This window comes from Amycolatopsis sp. NPDC049868, from assembly GCF_044461365.1.
Taxonomy (GTDB): domain Bacteria; phylum Actinomycetota; class Actinomycetes; order Mycobacteriales; family Pseudonocardiaceae; genus Amycolatopsis.
On record NZ_JBITKV010000019.1, the window covers coordinates 1 to 14,203 of the forward strand.

Here is a 14,203-nt window from a genome sequence, read left to right on the forward strand (position 1 = left end):
AATTTAATGCTCTCAAAGGAACCTCAAACGAGGTTCAAATACATAAGCTCTACTGGCTTAGTTCACTAGCACACTGTTGAGTTCTCAAGCAACACGCTTTGTTTCAAAGCGATATTCACAAGCTTTTGGTCGAGCATGCCGAATCCTACGGTCTTAGTCGTAGGGGGTCGGCGGCCGCTCGTGGGCCGACGCTGAACGTTACCTGGTCCGGTTCGCGGTGTCAACCCGCTCGGCCCTGGTTCCTGACCTCGGGGCTTTCGGCCCCGGCGGCCCGGTGTTCCTGGCGACGAAGAGAAGATTACATGCCCCGGAACCCCCCGAAAACAGGGGGGTCACTTAACGACATCGCCGCAGGTCAGCCGGTACAAACCCCCGTCATCCGACGGTTGTCAGGTAGCGAGGCGGTTTGCGGACGGGGACGACGCGTTCGAAGTCGGCCGCGTAGGCGAGCACTCGGGCGTCCGTCCACTGCCCCGCCATGAACGAAACCCCGACCGGGAGCTCGCCGACGAAACCGGCGGGCACGGTCACCGCGGGGTAGCCCGAGACCGCGGCCGGCGTCGACGACGGGATCACGTCGTTGTCGCCGGTCTTGCAGTCGGTCTTCCAGGCGGGCGGGTTCGTGGGAGCGGCGATGGCGTCGAGGCGGTACTTCGCGAGGGTCTCGTCGATCGAGCGTTTCGCCAGGTCGGTGAGCTCACGGCGGTTGGCCTGGTAGCCGGGGTCGGACGGGCCGGGCGCGGCGAGTGCCTGTTCGAAGAGTTCCTGTCCGGCGAAGCAGGTCTGCTCCAGCGGGTCGGACCGGTTGTAGGCGATCAGCGCGGCGAGGTCGCGCGGGCCTTCGGGGCGCGTGGCCAGGTAGCGATCGATGTCCCGGTGGAACTCGGTGAGCAGGGCCGGGAACTCCAGCTCGCCTAGCCTCGCCTGGTACGGCGGCGTCACCTCGACGACCTCGGCTCCTGCTTTGACCAGCGAGTTCCTGGTCTTCGTCATCACGGCGTCGACGTCCGGGCCGAGGACCGGCAGGCGCCAGAGCCCGATCCGGGAGCCCTTCAGCACGCCGGGCCGGAGGTGCGCGGCGTAGTCGGTCGGCTGATTCGGCGGGTAAGTACCGGTGGCGGGGTCGCTCGGGTCGCGGCCTTGGAGCGCGGAAAGGGTCAGCGCGACGTCGACGACGTGCCTGGCCATCGGGCCGGCGGTGTCCTGTTCGGCCGAAATCGGCACCACGCCGGTGCGACTGACCAGGCCGAGGCTCGGTTTGTGGCCCACCGTCGCGGTCATCCCGGCGGGGCAGACGATCGAGCCGTCGGTCTCACTGCCGATCGCCACCTGGGCGAGTGACGCCGCGACCCCCGCGGCGGATCCGGCGGACGACCCACACGGGTTGCGGTCGAGCACGTACGGGTTGTTCGTCTGCCCACCGACGCCCGACCACCCGGAAGTGGGTTTGGCGGCGCGGAAGTTCGCCCATTCGGACAGGTTCGCCTTGCCGAGGACGACCGCGCCCGCGTCGCGCAGGCGGCGGACCAGAGTCGCGTCTTTCGCGGGCTTGCTGCGCAGGGCGCGTGACCCCGCCGTCGTCTGCTGGGAGCGGGTGTCGACGTTGTCCTTCACCAGGACCGGGATGCCGTCCAACGGTCCGCGCGTCTTGCCGGCGCGGCGCCGGACGTCGCTCTCCGCGGCTTGCGCGATCGCGGCCGGATTGACCGCGATGACCGCGTTCACCTTCCGGTCGACCTTGTGGATGCGGTCGAGATAGGCCGAGGTCAGACCTACCGCGGTCAGCCGTCCGGAGGACATCCGGGCCTGGAGCGCGGGGATGTCGGCGGCGTCGAGATCGAGTGGTTTTCCCGCGGCGGAGGCCGCTGGTGCGGCACCCGCCACGATGGTCGCGGCGACCAACGCCGTCAGAACTCCGAGCACCGGCCGCCGCACCATCAGGTCTCCTTCGTCTAGAGAACCGGAAGCAGGGTCCGCAGCTCGTACGGGGTCACCGCGCTGCGGTAGTTATCCCATTCAACACGTTTGTTACGAAGGAAGAAGTCGTAAACGTGCTCTCCGAGCGCTTCGGGCAGAAGTTCCGATTTTTCCATCTCCGCCAGCGCCTCCCCGAGGTTCTGCGGGAGCTGGGCATATCCGGCCGCGCGGCGCTCGGCGTCCGAGAGCTGCCAGATGTTGTCCTCGGCGGGCGGCGGGAGCTCGTAGCCCTTCTCGATGCCCTTGAGACCGGCGGCCAGGATGACCGAGTAAGCCAGATAAGGGTTGCACGCGGAGTCGAGCGTTCGGATCTCCACGCGGCGTGACGACGCCTTGCCCGGCGAGTACATCGGCACCCTGACCAGCGCGGAGCGGTTGGCGCGACCCCACGAAACGGTCGTCGGGGCCTCGCTGCCGCTGATCAGCCGCTTGTAGGAGTTCACCCACTGATTGGTGACCGCCGAGATCTCCTTCGCGTGGTGCAGCAGCCCCGCCACGAACGCCTTGCCCGTCGCGGACAACTCGTACGGGTCTTCCGCGTCGTAGAACGCGTTGCGATCGCCCTCGAACAGGCTCACGTGGGTGTGCATCCCGGAACCCGGCTGGTTCGTGAACGGCTTCGGCATGAAGGTGGCGCGGACGCCCTGGGTGAGCGCGACCTCCTTGACGACGTAGCGGAAGGTCATCACGTTGTCGGCCATGGTCAGCGCGTCGGCGTACCGGAGGTCGATCTCCTGCTGGCCAGGCGCGCCTTCGTGGTGGCTGAACTCGACCGAGATCCCCATCGCCTCGAGCGTCTCGATGGCGTGGCGGCGGAAGTGGGTCGCCGTCGCGTGGCTGGCCTGGTCGAAGTAGCCGCCGTTGTCCGCGGGCTCGGGCTCGCTGCCGTCGTCCGGCAGGCTGGCGAGCAGGAAGAACTCGATCTCAGGGTGGACGTAGCAGGTGAACCCCGCTTCGCCCGCCTTCGAGAGCTGCCTGCGCAGGACGTGCCGGGGATCCGCCCAGGACGGGGAGCCGTCCGGCATCGCGATGTCGCAGAACATGCGCGCCGAGTACGGGCCGCCGTCCGGGGTCTCCCAGGGGAGGACCTGGAACGTGGCCGGGTCGGGCTTCGCGACCATGTCCGACTCGTAGACGCGCGCGAATCCTTCGATGGCCGATCCGTCGAAGCCGATCCCTTCGCTGAAGGCGCCCTCGAGCTCGGCGGGCGCCACCGCGACGGACTTGAGAAACCCCAGCACATCCGTGAACCAGAGCCTGACGAAACGGATGTCGCGCTCTTCCAAGGTACGGAGCACGAACTCCTGCTGGCGATCCATGGCCGCACCCTAACGAGAACGTGTTAACGACATGTTTCGCGACGCGCCGATCAACCGCAAGTAGTGGATCACCCCACGAGAACCGGCTCGGGCTTGGCCGCCTTGGTGATCGCCAGCGAAGCGACCGAAGCGATCACGGCGAGGCTCGCGGCGATGTACCAAGCGAGCGCGTAACTGCCCGACGCGTCGCGGATCGCGCCGGCGCCGAAGGCCGCGAGACCGGCTCCGAGCTGGTGGCTGGCGAAGACCCAGCCGAAGACGATCGGCCCGGCGGCGCCGAATTGCCGGACGCAGAGCGCGACGGTGGGCGGAACAGTCGCCACCCAGTCGAGGCCGTAGAAGATGATGAACGCCCACATGCTCGGTTCCACCGTTCCGCTCAGCAGTTGCGGGAGCAGAGCGAGCGAAACGCCACGAAGCGCGTAGTAGACGCCGAGCAGGATTCGCGGATCGACGCGGTCGGTGAGCCAGCCCGAGGCGATCGTGCCGGCGACGTCGAAGATGCCGACGAGGGCGAGCAGGCCGGCGGCGGTCGTCTGCGGCATGCCGTGGTCGTGCGCCGCGGGCACGAAGTGGGTGCTGACCAGGCCGTTCGTCGTCGCGCCGCAGATCGCGAAGCCGACGGCGAGCAGCCAGAACGTCCTCGTGCGCGCCGCCGAGCCGAGGACCGAAAGCGCGCGGCGGGCTGAACCACCCGTGCGGGCGACGGGAGCGACTTCGCCCGGCTCCGCGCCGTAAGCGGTCGTTCCGACGTCGGACGGGTGATCGCGGACCACCAGGAGAACGACGGGGACGACGGCCAGCGCGGCGATGGCGATGACGAGCGACGCCGTCCGCCAGCCCTCGTCGACGGCGAGGTTCGCCACGATCGGCAGGAAGATCAGCTGGCCGGTGGCGCCCGCCGCGGTGAGGACGCCGGTGACGACGCCGCGGCTGCGGACGAACCAGCGGGCGGCGACGGTCGCGGCGAAGCTCATCGCCATCGAGCCGGTGCCGACGCCGACCAGGACTCCCCAGCAGAGGATGAGCTGCCAGCTCGCGTTCATGAACACCGTGCCGCCCGCGCCGATCGCGACGACGAACAACGCCGTCGAGGCGACGCGTCGCATGCCGAAGCGCTCCATGAGAGCTGCCGCGAAGGGCGAGAAGAGTCCGTACAGGACGAGGTTCACGGAGACGGCCGACGCGATCGTCGCGCGCGACCAGCCGAACTCGTTGTGAAGCGGGTCGATGAGCACGCCTGGGGCCGCGCGGAAACCGGCGGCGGCGAGCAGGGCGATGAACGCGGCGGCGGCGACGAACCACGCGCGGTGGAGACGGGTCTCGGTTTGCACGGATACAGCCTCATCGGCGCCGGCCCCCGGCGAAAGCGGCCGGAAGGACACTGTGCGCAAGATTCGGGCCATGGCCATAGGCTCTGGCCATGCGCTGTCGTCACCTCGTGCCGGCGCTGCTGCTCACGCTCGGGCTCATCGGCGGCTGCGCGGGGTCTCCCCCGCTACCACCTGCCCGGGAATACGTGAGCGCGGCGGCCGACTCCCTCGTCTCTTTGCGCAGCGTGCGGTTCACGCTCGGGGTGAACGGGGTCGTCACCGGGTTGCCGGTGCGCGGGCTCGACGGCGAGGTCAGCCTCGAGGGTGGCGCGGTCGGTAAGGCCGACCTGCAGGACGACTTCGAACGGGTGAAGGTCGACTACCGGCTGTCCGGCTCGGAGATCACCCTCAGTGGGCCTGGTGGGGAGCGGGTGATTCCGGCTTCCGCGGCCTACACGCCGCAGGCGATGCTCGGGGCCGACGGCGGCCTGCGGCGGCTGCTGACCGGGGCGACCGAGTTGCGTGGCGAGCGGTGGGAGCGGGTGCAGGACACCGAATCGTTCCGGATCGCCGCGAAGGTGCCGGCCGCGGTGATCGGCGGGATCGTGCCGGAGATCAAGTCGGACGTGTTCGTGAAGCTGTGGATTTCGCGGGACGAGCCGCGGCGGCTGGTGCGGGTGTGGTTGCAGGTGCCGCCGACGAAGCCGGAGGAGTTCGCGGTGATGCTGGAACTGGCGTTGACCCGGCATAACGCGGTGGTCGTCGGGGCCGGGCGGTAGCAAAGGTCCCTTGCTCCCCCGCTAGGAGCAGCGGGGATCGGAGGCGGGCAGTTCGCCATCGATCAGGTAGGCGAGGCCTGCACTGTCGACACACTCGTTGCCGTCGAGGAAGACGGTGTGCTGTGCGCCCTCGAACGTGAGCAAAGCTCCCTTGAGGTCCCGCGCCAGGTTCACGCCGGACGCATACGGGGTCGCCGGGTCGTCCGTGGTCGAGATGATCAGAGGCCGCGGCAAGCCGTCGACGTCCGGTTTGTGCACCTCCGACGTGGCGGGCACCGGCCACACCGAGCAGATGTCGAGTTCACTCATGTCCGGGGTGCCGCCGGTCAGGAACGGCGCGCCCTGGAGCATCCGCTGGTGGGCGTCGTCGATGACGCGCCTGTCGGCGATCCGCGTGCTGTCGACGCAACGAACGGCGAAGTACACGTCGAGGATGCCGGTGTACCGGCCATCCGATTCGCGGCCGTAGTAGTTGTCGGCGAGCGCGACCAGTGTCTTGCCAGTTCCCCGCTTGAGCTCGGCGAACCCGTCGTTGAGGAACTTCCACGCGTCCTGCGAGTACAGCGCGGCACTGGTCCCGGTGATGGCGTCCTCGAACGAGAGCTCACGGTTCCCCGCGCGCACCGGTGCGTTGATCAGCGGTTGGACCAGGTCTTGGAACGCCTTCGTCACCGCGCCCGCGTCCCGGCCGAGCGCGCAATCCGGGCGAGCGACGCACCACTTGCCGAATTCGGCGAACGTGTTCTGGAAGCCCGCCATCTGAGTGACCAGCGATTCGGCGGTGTCGAGTTCGGGATCGACCGCGCCGTCGAGGAGCAGCGCCCGCACCTTGTCCGGGTAGGCCTCGGCATAGGCGGTCCCGATCTGCGTACCGTACGAAAAGCCCAGGTAGGTGAGTTTCTCGTCGCCGAGAGCCGAGCGCAGGACGTCGAGATCGCGGACGACGTCCCTGGTCCCGATGTTGGCGAGCAGCTCTTTGCCGTGCTTTGTGCGCTCGGCGCACTTCGCGGCGTACGCCCTGGCGTCGGCGAGCTGCTTCGCGATCCCGGCGGGTGTCGAGTCGCTTTCCGAATCTTCCGCGCGGTCCGCGTCGCGTTCGGCATCGGTGAGGCAGACGAGCTTCGGCTCGCTGGTCCCGACCCCACGCGGATCGAATCCGACGATGTCGAAGCGCTCGGCCAGCGCCGCGGCGGGCCGGGATTTCGCGATCCGCGCCGCGGCCGAGACACCCGAACCCCCGGGGCCACCCGGATTGAGCACGAGGGAGCCGATCCGCCTGCCGGAGCTCTTCGTCTTGTGCCGGAGGACCCCGATCGAGATCGTCTCGCCGTCCGGCTTCAGGTAGTCGAGCGGCACGACGAGCTTCGCGCAGTCGAACGCCTTGTCCGTGAAGGACGCGCACGCGCCCCACGTCAGCTCCTGCTCAGCGAACTTCTCAAGCGCCTTCGGGTCCGGAGTGGGTGACGCCGTGGTGGTCGGCGACACCGACGGCGCGGGCTGCAGCTGCTGCGTCGTGCAGGAAGCGACCAGGACGGCGACGACGAGCACGGCCGGGACGCGGCGAAGGCTCATCTCGCGATCTTCGCAGCGTCCCGGCCGCTCATGGCCCTTCGCGCCGAACTCGTTACTTGGCCGCGCAGCGGGTGCCGTCGTCCGGCAGAGCGCCGTTCACCAGGTAGTCGATGCCGATCTTGTCGACGCACGAGACGCCCTGGAGGAACACCGTGTGCTGGTTGCCCTCGAACGTGAGCAAAGCTCCCTTGATCGCTTTCGCGAGGTTGACGCCCGCCTGGTACGGGGTCGCCGGGTCGTTCGTCGTCGAGATGACCAGCGTCTTCGGCAGGCCCTCGACGTTCGGCTGGTGCGGTTCCGAGGTGTTCGGCACCGGCCAGAAGGCACAGGAGTCGCGCGCGGCTCCGTCCGGCTTGCCGTCGTCGAGGAACGGCGCCGCCCCCGCGTATCGCTTCTGCGCGTCGAGGATCTTCGCCGGATCGGTGACGCGAGGGTCGTCGACGCAGCGGATCGCGACGAAGGCGTCCTGCGTCGTTCCGTAGCGTCCGTCGGCGCCGCGCTCGTTGTAGAGGTCGGCCAGTTTTTCCAGGCCGTCGCCGCGCTGGCGCTTCAGGTCGTTGAGCGCGCTGTTCAGCGGTTCCCAGAGATCTTCCTGGTAGAGGGCCTGTATCACGCCCGTCGTCGCGTCCTCGTACGACAGTTTCCGGCCGTCGCTGACCGGCACCGGGAAGTCGATCAGGGGCCTCACCAGGTCTTGGAACGCCTTCGTCACGCCGGCGGCGTCGCGCCCCAAGGCGCAATCCTCACGCGCGGCGCACCAGTTCGAGAACTCCCCGAACGCCTTGCCGAAACCCTGCCCCTGCGCGACCAGCGACTCCACCGCGTCCTGCTCCGGGTCGACGGCCCCGTCGAGCACCAGCGCGCGGACGTTCGCCGGGAACGCCTCGGCGTAGGCGGATCCGATCCGCGTCCCGTAGGAGTAGCCGAGGTAGTTCAGCTTCGGTTCGCCGAGGACCGAACGCAGGATGTCCATGTCCTTGACGACGTCACGCGTACCCAGGTTCGCGAGCATCGCGGCGCCGTGTTCGGTCCGTTCGGCACACTTCGCCGCGAAATCCCGGGACTCGGCCTCCTGCTTTTTCACTCCCTCGGGTGAGCCGTCGGTCTCGCTGTCGTCCGCGCGGTCCGCGTCGCGTTCGGCATCGGTCAGGCAGCGGACCTGCGGCTGGCTCGCGCCGATACCGCGCGGGTCGAAACCGACCATGTCGAAGCGTTTGCCCAGCTCGTTCGTCGCCGTCCGGGAGGCGAGACCGGCCGCGGCCTGCATCCCGGAGGCGCCGGGCCCGCCGGGGTTGACCACGAGCGCCCCAATCCTTTCGTCGGTATCCAGCGCCTTCCGGCGCAGCAGGCCGAGCGTGATCGAGTCGCCTTCGGGCTTCGCGTAGTCGAGCGGGACGGTGAGCCGGGCGCACTGTGCGTCCTTCACTCGAAACGCCGCTTTCGCGTCATCGGATGTCGCGTAGGGTGCACAATCGGCCCAGGTCAGGCTCTGTCCGTAGAACTTCTCGAGTCCGGCGGGCACCGGTCCGGTCGGAGCGTGCGATTCGGTGGCCGGAGGCGGCGGCTGGGTTCTACCCTCTCCCGACGAGCACGCGGCGACGGTGACCGCGAGCAGGCCGGACAGCGTGATCGCGGCGAATCGACGGGCACGGGACCTGGCGCTGACATGAGTGGACACGGTTGGATCGTGCCATCGGCCGTGGAACTCGGCCGCACCACCACTGCGTTGGTGATACGGGTGCGGACGGCAGAAGAACAGACGGGAGCACAGGGGTGGCAGCACTGATCAGCCGGGTGAGCAAGAAGCTGCGCCGGATCATCCAGCGGCCGGGCAGCGTCGAGCTGACCCGCTACGAAGCGCTGCTACCGGCCATCGAGAAGCTCGAGCCCGAGTTGGAGAAGCTCTCCGACGAGGAGCTGACAGAGCGGGCCGGCAAGCTTCGGGACGCCGCTTCCTTCGGCAACGACCAGCTGATCGAGGTCTGCGCGCTCGGTCGCGAGGCCGCGCGGCGGGCGCTCGGCGAGCGTGCCTTCGATGTCCAGTTGCTGGGCACGATGGGCCTGCTCAGCGGGCATATCGTGCAGATGGAGACCGGTGAGGGCAAGACGCTGGCGGGCGCGCTGGCCGGCGCCGGGTACGCCCTGCGCGGGAAGCACGTCCACGTCGTCACGGTGAACGACTACCTCGCCCGTCGTGACGCGGAGTGGATGGGCCCGATCTATGCCCTGCTCGGGGTCTCCGTCGGCTGGGTCGAGCCCGCGCACTCCCGCGACGAGCGCCGCGAGGCGTACGCGAAGGAGGTCACGTACGGCGCCGTCAGCGAGATCGGCTTCGACGTGCTGCGCGACCGCCTGGTGACCCGTGAAGAGGACCTCGTCCAGCGCGAGCCCGAGGTGGCGATCGTCGACGAGGCGGACTCCGTGCTGGTCGACGAGGCCCGCGTACCGCTGGTGATGGCCGGATCGATCGACCACACCGACGCCGACGAAGAGGTCGCGAACATCGTCCGACGGCTGCGGCTCGGGCTGCACTACGAGACCGACGCCGACGGCCGCAACGCCTGGCTGACCAAGGCCGGTGCTTCGGTGGTCGAGAAGGCCCTCGGCGACGACATCAACCTCTACGACGAAACGGGCTCGGACAGGCTGCCCGCGGTGAACGTGGCGCTGCACGCGCACGCCCTGCTCACCCGCGACGTCGACTACCTCGTGCGCGACGGCAAGGTGCAGCTGATCAACGCCGCACGCGGCCGCGTCGCCGAACTGCAGCGCTGGCCGGACGGCCTCCAGGCCGCCGTCGAAGCGAAGGAGCAGGTCAAGGCGACCGACCGGGGCGAGATCCTCGACTCGATCACCGTGCAGGCGCTGCTCGCGCGGTACCCCGAGGTCGCCGGCATGACCGGTACCGCGGTCGCGGTCGCCGAGCAGCTGCGCGAGTTCTACAAGCTCGAGGTCGCGGTCATCCCGCCGAACACGCCGAACATCCGTGAAGACCAGGAGGACCGGATCTTCGGGTCGCCGTCGCAGAAGCTGCGCGCGATCGAGGAGGAGATCCGGAGGGTGCACGAGAGCGGGCGGCCGATCCTCGTCGGCACCCAGGACGTCGCCGAGTCCGAAGAGCTGGCCGAGAAGCTGGCGAAGGTCGACCTCGAATGCGTCGTGCTCAACGCGCGCAACGACGCCGAGGAAGCCGCGATCATCGCCGACGCCGGCAAGAAGGGCGCGGTCACCGTCTCGACCCAGATGGCGGGCCGAGGCACCGACATCCGGCTGGGTGGCAAGGACGGCGACGGCCGCGACGAGGTCGTCGAGCTGGGCGGCCTGCACGTGATCGGCACCGCCCGTTACCCGTCGAGCAGGCTGGACGGCCAGCTGCGCGGCCGGTCCGGGCGACAGGGTGACCCGGGCAGCGCGGTGTTCTTCGCCAGCCTGAACGACGAACTCGTGCTGTCGAACGCGCCGGACATCCCCGAGGGCATCAGCTCGGACGTGGGCAGCGGCGAGATCGTCGACCCGGCGGCGTTGCGGCAGATCAACCACGCGCAGCGCGTCGCCGAGGGTGTCGACCTGGAGATCCACCGGAACACCTGGCGCTACACGCGGCTGATCGAACGGCAGCGCGGCGAGCTGCTCGCGCACCGGGACAAGGTGCTGCGGACGGCGCACGCGGCGGAGGTGCTGGAGAAGGCGCACCCGGAGAAGTTCAAGGAGCTTTCGGAGAAGGTCGACGACGAGGCCCGTGTCGAACAGCTGAGCCGCGAGGTGCTGCTGTTCCACATCGACCAGCTGTGGTCCGACCACCTGGCGTTCCTGACCGACGTGCGGGAGAGCATCCACCTGCGGGCGCTGGCGCGGGAGACGCCGATCGACGAGTTCCACCGCGCGGCGATCCCCGAGTTCCACAAGATCATCCCGGAGGCGGCCGAACGGGCGGCGAAGACGCTCGAGGAGGCCGAGATCACCGACAACGGGATCGACCTCGGTGACGCGGGGGTGCGGCGGGCGAACACGACGTGGACCTACCTGGTGCACGACAACCCGTTCGACTCCGACTTCGAGCAGACCATCAAGAAGGTGCGGAGCATGATCAAGCGCAAGTAGCGCGCGGGTCCTGAGCGGGGAGCGGGGGACCTTTGCTGTCACTCTCTTTTGGAGAGCGGTAGCAAAGGTCCCCCGCTCTCTTTTCGCGACGGCCGCACCCGGGTGGGCGATTCGGCACATCCGGTCGTCCGCGCGGACACCGGTGGGTGAGAATGTCGGCATGCCGCAACTGCGCATCGCACTGGCCCAGGTCAACACCACCGTCGGGGATCTCGAAGGCAACGCCGAGCTCACCGTCGAGTGGACTCGCAAGGCCGCCGAAGCAGGCGCCCACATCGTCGTCTTCCCGGAGATGTCCCTCACCGGCTACCCCGTCGAGGACCTCTCCCTCCGCCCGACCTTCGCCTCCGCCTCGAAGCAGATGGTCGAAGCACTCGCCCGGCGGCTCGAAGAAGCAGGCTGTGGCGAGGTGCTCACCTACATCGGGTACCTCGACCTGGACGAGACCGGCCCGCGCGACGCGGCGGCCGCGCTGTACCGCGGTGAAGTGGTCGCCCGCCAGTTCAAGCACCACCTGCCCAACTACGGCGTCTTCGACGAGCACCGCTGGTTCAAGCCGGGCCACGACCTCGAGGTCGTCCGCTTCCACGGCGTCGACGTCGGCATGGTGATCTGCGAGGACGTCTGGCAGGACGGCGGTCCGATCTCCGCGCTGGGCAAGGCCGGGGTGGACCTCGTGGTCGCGCCCAACGCTTCGCCCTACGAGCGTGCGAAGGACGACATCCGCCTGCCGCTCATCGCCCGCCGCGCGGCCGAGGCCGGGGCACCGCTGGTGTACACGAACCAGATCGGCGGTCAGGACGACCTGGTCTTCGACGGCGACTCGATCGTGGTCGGCGCGGACGGCCGGTTGCTGGCGCGCGCACCGCAGTTCGTCGAGCACCTGCTCGTCGTCGACACTGACCTCGTCGCCGGCGGACACACCGCCGAAGGCGAGTTCGAAGGCCTGCGGGTCAAGCGCCGTGTACTCAGCGAAGACGCGGTCCCGGCGTACAGCCCGAGCACCGAGTCCGCGATCAGCGAGCCGCTGTCGGACGAAGCCGAGGTGTGGCACGCGCTCGTCATCGGTCTGCGCGACTACGTGCACAAGAACGGCTTCTCGTCGGTGACGTTCGGGTTCTCGGGCGGCATCGACTCGGCGGTCGTGGCGGCGCTGGCCGCCGACGCGCTGGGCGGTGACAACGTCTACGGCGTTTCGATGCCTTCGGAGTACTCCTCGGAGCACTCGAAGGGCGACGCCGAAGACCTCGCCCGCCGGATCGGCGCGCACTATCGCGTCGAACCGATCGCGGACATGGTCAAGGTCTACGTCGAGCAGCTTCAGCTGACAGGCCTCGCCGAGGAGAACATCCAGGCGCGTGTCCGCGGCATGCTGCTGATGGCACTGTCCAATCAAGAGGGTCACCTGGTGCTGGCCACCGGCAACAAGACCGAACTCGCCGTCGGCTATTCGACGATCTACGGCGACGCCGTCGGGGCCTTCGCGCCGATCAAGGACCTGTTCAAGACGCACGTCTGGCACCTGGCCAAATGGCGCAACGCCGAAGCCGAGAAGAACGGCGAAACCCCGCCGATCCCGGAGAACTCGATCACCAAACCGCCGTCCGCCGAGCTGCGGCCGGGTCAGCTGGACAGCGACTCGCTGCCCGATTACCTGATGCTCGACGACATCCTCGACGACTACATCGAGGGCGACCGCGGCTACGTCGACCTGGTCGACGCCGGCTTCGAGCCGGAGACCATCGACCGGGTGGTGCGGATGGTCGACAAGGCCGAATACAAGCGCCGCCAGTACCCGCCGGGCACCAAGATCACCTTCAAGGCGTTCGGGCGGGACCGGCGGCTGCCGATGACCAACGGCTGGCGGGAAGGCACCGTCGTGACCCGCTCAGCTCAGCGCGACCTGCTTCCCGGCTGAGTTCGTCAGCACGGCCACCAGTCCGGGCTTCGTGTCACGCCGGACGAGCATGTCCATCCCGAGCGCACGGACCGCGGCTTCGACCGCGGCCGGCTCGGGGTGGACACCAGTGACCATGAGCAACGGGATCGACGGAAGCCCCCGCGTCGTCGGATGCGGGGTGCTCCCCCAGTCGATGAGGAAAGGCGCGAGCCCGTCGAGTCCGCCCGCACCGGTGAGGCGCCAGGTCAGCAGTTCCCCGTCGTCGGTGGTCCGTGACATCTCGGACGCTTCACCCGGGTCGTAACCGCGTTGGCGTGCGTCCGCGATCGCCTCGTCGATACCGTCCACACGCGCTGCCCAGGTGATCAGGGCGGGAGCGGTCAGCTCGTCGATGCCGAACGGACGCGGCCCGATGTGCTCGGGCTGATCCGGATCGGGGCCGACCACCTCGAGATAGGCACCGGCGCCCAGATCGGCCAGATAGTTGGCCGTACCGAAACCGACATGCCTTCCGCCGCGTACCGGTGTGACGCCGGTCAGCTCGGCGACGCGCTCGACGGCCTCTTCGAGGTCCGGCCCGGCGTAGACGAGGTGATCAAGCACGAGGTCGCTCATGTCCATACTCCTACCGCAGCGACGGCTCCGGCGGCACCGCGGCCTGGCGATGGATCCGAAACTGTCGGACCGCTCTCGTACCCTGGGCACATGACGGCACCGGGCTACTCCGTGTTCGGCACCGCGATCGGCGACTGCGGCATCGCGTGGAGCGAACGCGGGGTCATCGCGGTCCAGCTCCCCGAGGGCAGTGAAGAGAAGACGAGGGCGCGACTGACCGCGCGCCTTCCCCAGGCGACCGAATCCGCACCGCCGGACGAGATCCAGCGCGCGATCGACGGGATCGTCTCGTTGATGGACGGCAAGCGCCCGGACCTCACCGGCATCGAGCTCGATTACGAAGGAGTACCGGACTTCCACCACCGCGTATACGAATTCATCCGCACTATCCCCGCGGGCAAGACGCTGACCTACGGCGACATAGCGAACATCCTCGGCATGCCCGGCGGCGCGCAGGCCGTGGGGCAGGCGATGGGCCGGAACCCGGTCCCGATCATCGTGCCGTGCCATCGCGTCCTCGCCGCCGGCGGCAAGGACGGCGGCTTCTCCGCGCGCGGAGGGGTCGCCACCAAGCGCCGGATGCTGGTCATCGAAGGCGCTTTGGCGGACGAACCGACCTTGTTCTAG

Annotated in this window: 10 protein-coding genes; 4 read left to right on the top strand and 6 right to left on the bottom strand. The window is 68.7% G+C overall.

Annotated features, from left to right (window positions below):
• Window positions 1-375: 375 nt before the first annotated feature.
• The 3 genes from ACIBTM_RS42080 to ACIBTM_RS42090 all read right to left on the bottom strand — a co-directional run bounded on the left by ACIBTM_RS42080 (window position 376) and on the right by ACIBTM_RS42090 (window position 4,630).
• Window positions 376-1,938 (bottom strand): amidase, encoded by a 1,563-nt coding sequence (locus ACIBTM_RS42080; RefSeq protein WP_395882730.1) that lies wholly within the window; start codon window positions 1,936-1,938, stop codon window positions 376-378.
• Between the two features lie 14 nt (window positions 1,939-1,952).
• Entirely contained in the window at window positions 1,953-3,296 is a 1,344-nt protein-coding gene (gene glnA, locus ACIBTM_RS42085) for a type I glutamate--ammonia ligase (protein ID WP_007035311.1), read from the bottom strand.
• A gap of 68 nt (window positions 3,297-3,364) precedes the next feature.
• Window positions 3,365-4,630: an MFS transporter gene (locus ACIBTM_RS42090; protein ID WP_395882731.1), complete on the bottom strand. Its 1,266-nt coding sequence runs from the start codon at window positions 4,628-4,630 to the stop codon at window positions 3,365-3,367.
• Between the two features lie 89 nt (window positions 4,631-4,719).
• Here ACIBTM_RS42090 and ACIBTM_RS42095 point away from each other — a divergent pair, with 89 nt between their 5' ends.
• Window positions 4,720-5,388, top strand: coding sequence for an LppX_LprAFG lipoprotein (locus ACIBTM_RS42095; RefSeq protein ID WP_395882732.1), 669 nt, complete (start codon window positions 4,720-4,722; stop codon window positions 5,386-5,388).
• Between the two features lie 21 nt (window positions 5,389-5,409).
• Here ACIBTM_RS42095 and ACIBTM_RS42100 read toward each other — a convergent pair whose 3' ends face one another.
• Both ACIBTM_RS42100 and ACIBTM_RS42105 read right to left on the bottom strand, forming a co-directional pair.
• On the bottom strand, window positions 5,410-6,960 hold the full coding sequence (locus tag ACIBTM_RS42100) for an alpha/beta hydrolase (RefSeq protein ID WP_395882733.1): 1,551 nt from the start codon (window positions 6,958-6,960) through the stop codon (window positions 5,410-5,412).
• 52 nt (window positions 6,961-7,012) lie between these two features.
• Complete coding sequence (locus ACIBTM_RS42105) at window positions 7,013-8,584, bottom strand: alpha/beta hydrolase (RefSeq protein WP_395882861.1); 1,572 nt, start codon at window positions 8,582-8,584, stop codon at window positions 7,013-7,015.
• 149 nt (window positions 8,585-8,733) lie between these two features.
• Between ACIBTM_RS42105 and secA2 the strand changes: the two genes are divergently transcribed.
• Both secA2 and ACIBTM_RS42115 read left to right on the top strand, forming a co-directional pair.
• Window positions 8,734-11,061 carry an accessory Sec system translocase SecA2 gene (gene secA2 / locus ACIBTM_RS42110; RefSeq protein ID WP_395882734.1) on the top strand — a complete coding sequence of 776 codons (2,328 nt, stop codon included), beginning with the start codon at window positions 8,734-8,736 and terminating at the stop codon, window positions 11,059-11,061.
• Between the two features lie 160 nt (window positions 11,062-11,221).
• Complete coding sequence (locus tag ACIBTM_RS42115) at window positions 11,222-12,979, top strand: NAD+ synthase (RefSeq protein WP_395882735.1); 1,758 nt, start codon at window positions 11,222-11,224, stop codon at window positions 12,977-12,979.
• Here ACIBTM_RS42115 and ACIBTM_RS42120 read toward each other — a convergent pair.
• Complete coding sequence (locus ACIBTM_RS42120) at window positions 12,950-13,576, bottom strand: VOC family protein (protein ID WP_395882736.1); 627 nt, start codon at window positions 13,574-13,576, stop codon at window positions 12,950-12,952. The two genes, ACIBTM_RS42115 and ACIBTM_RS42120, sit on opposite strands and share 30 nt — an antisense overlap.
• Window positions 13,577-13,666: 90 nt before the next feature.
• On the opposite strand from ACIBTM_RS42120, the gene ACIBTM_RS42125 reads away from it, so the two are divergent.
• Window positions 13,667-14,203, top strand: a complete 537-nt coding sequence (locus ACIBTM_RS42125; RefSeq protein WP_395882737.1) for a methylated-DNA--[protein]-cysteine S-methyltransferase — start codon at window positions 13,667-13,669, stop codon at window positions 14,201-14,203.

Excerpts from the sequence above, each read along its gene's own strand:
- ACIBTM_RS42080 (WP_395882730.1), bottom strand. The coding sequence starts at position 1,938 with ATGGTGCGGCGGCCGGTGCTCGGAGTTCTGACGGCGTTGGTCGCCGCG.
- glnA (WP_007035311.1), bottom strand. The coding sequence starts at position 3,296 with ATGGATCGCCAGCAGGAGTTCGTGCTCCGTACCTTGGAAGAGCGCGAC.
- ACIBTM_RS42095 (WP_395882732.1), top strand. The coding sequence starts at position 4,720 with ATGCGCTGTCGTCACCTCGTGCCGGCGCTGCTGCTCACGCTCGGGCTC.
- ACIBTM_RS42100 (WP_395882733.1), bottom strand. The coding sequence starts at position 6,960 with ATGAGCCTTCGCCGCGTCCCGGCCGTGCTCGTCGTCGCCGTCCTGGTC.
- ACIBTM_RS42115 (WP_395882735.1), top strand. The coding sequence starts at position 11,222 with ATGCCGCAACTGCGCATCGCACTGGCCCAGGTCAACACCACCGTCGGG.
- ACIBTM_RS42120 (WP_395882736.1), bottom strand. The coding sequence starts at position 13,576 with ATGAGCGACCTCGTGCTTGATCACCTCGTCTACGCCGGGCCGGACCTC.
- ACIBTM_RS42125 (WP_395882737.1), top strand. The coding sequence starts at position 13,667 with ATGACGGCACCGGGCTACTCCGTGTTCGGCACCGCGATCGGCGACTGC.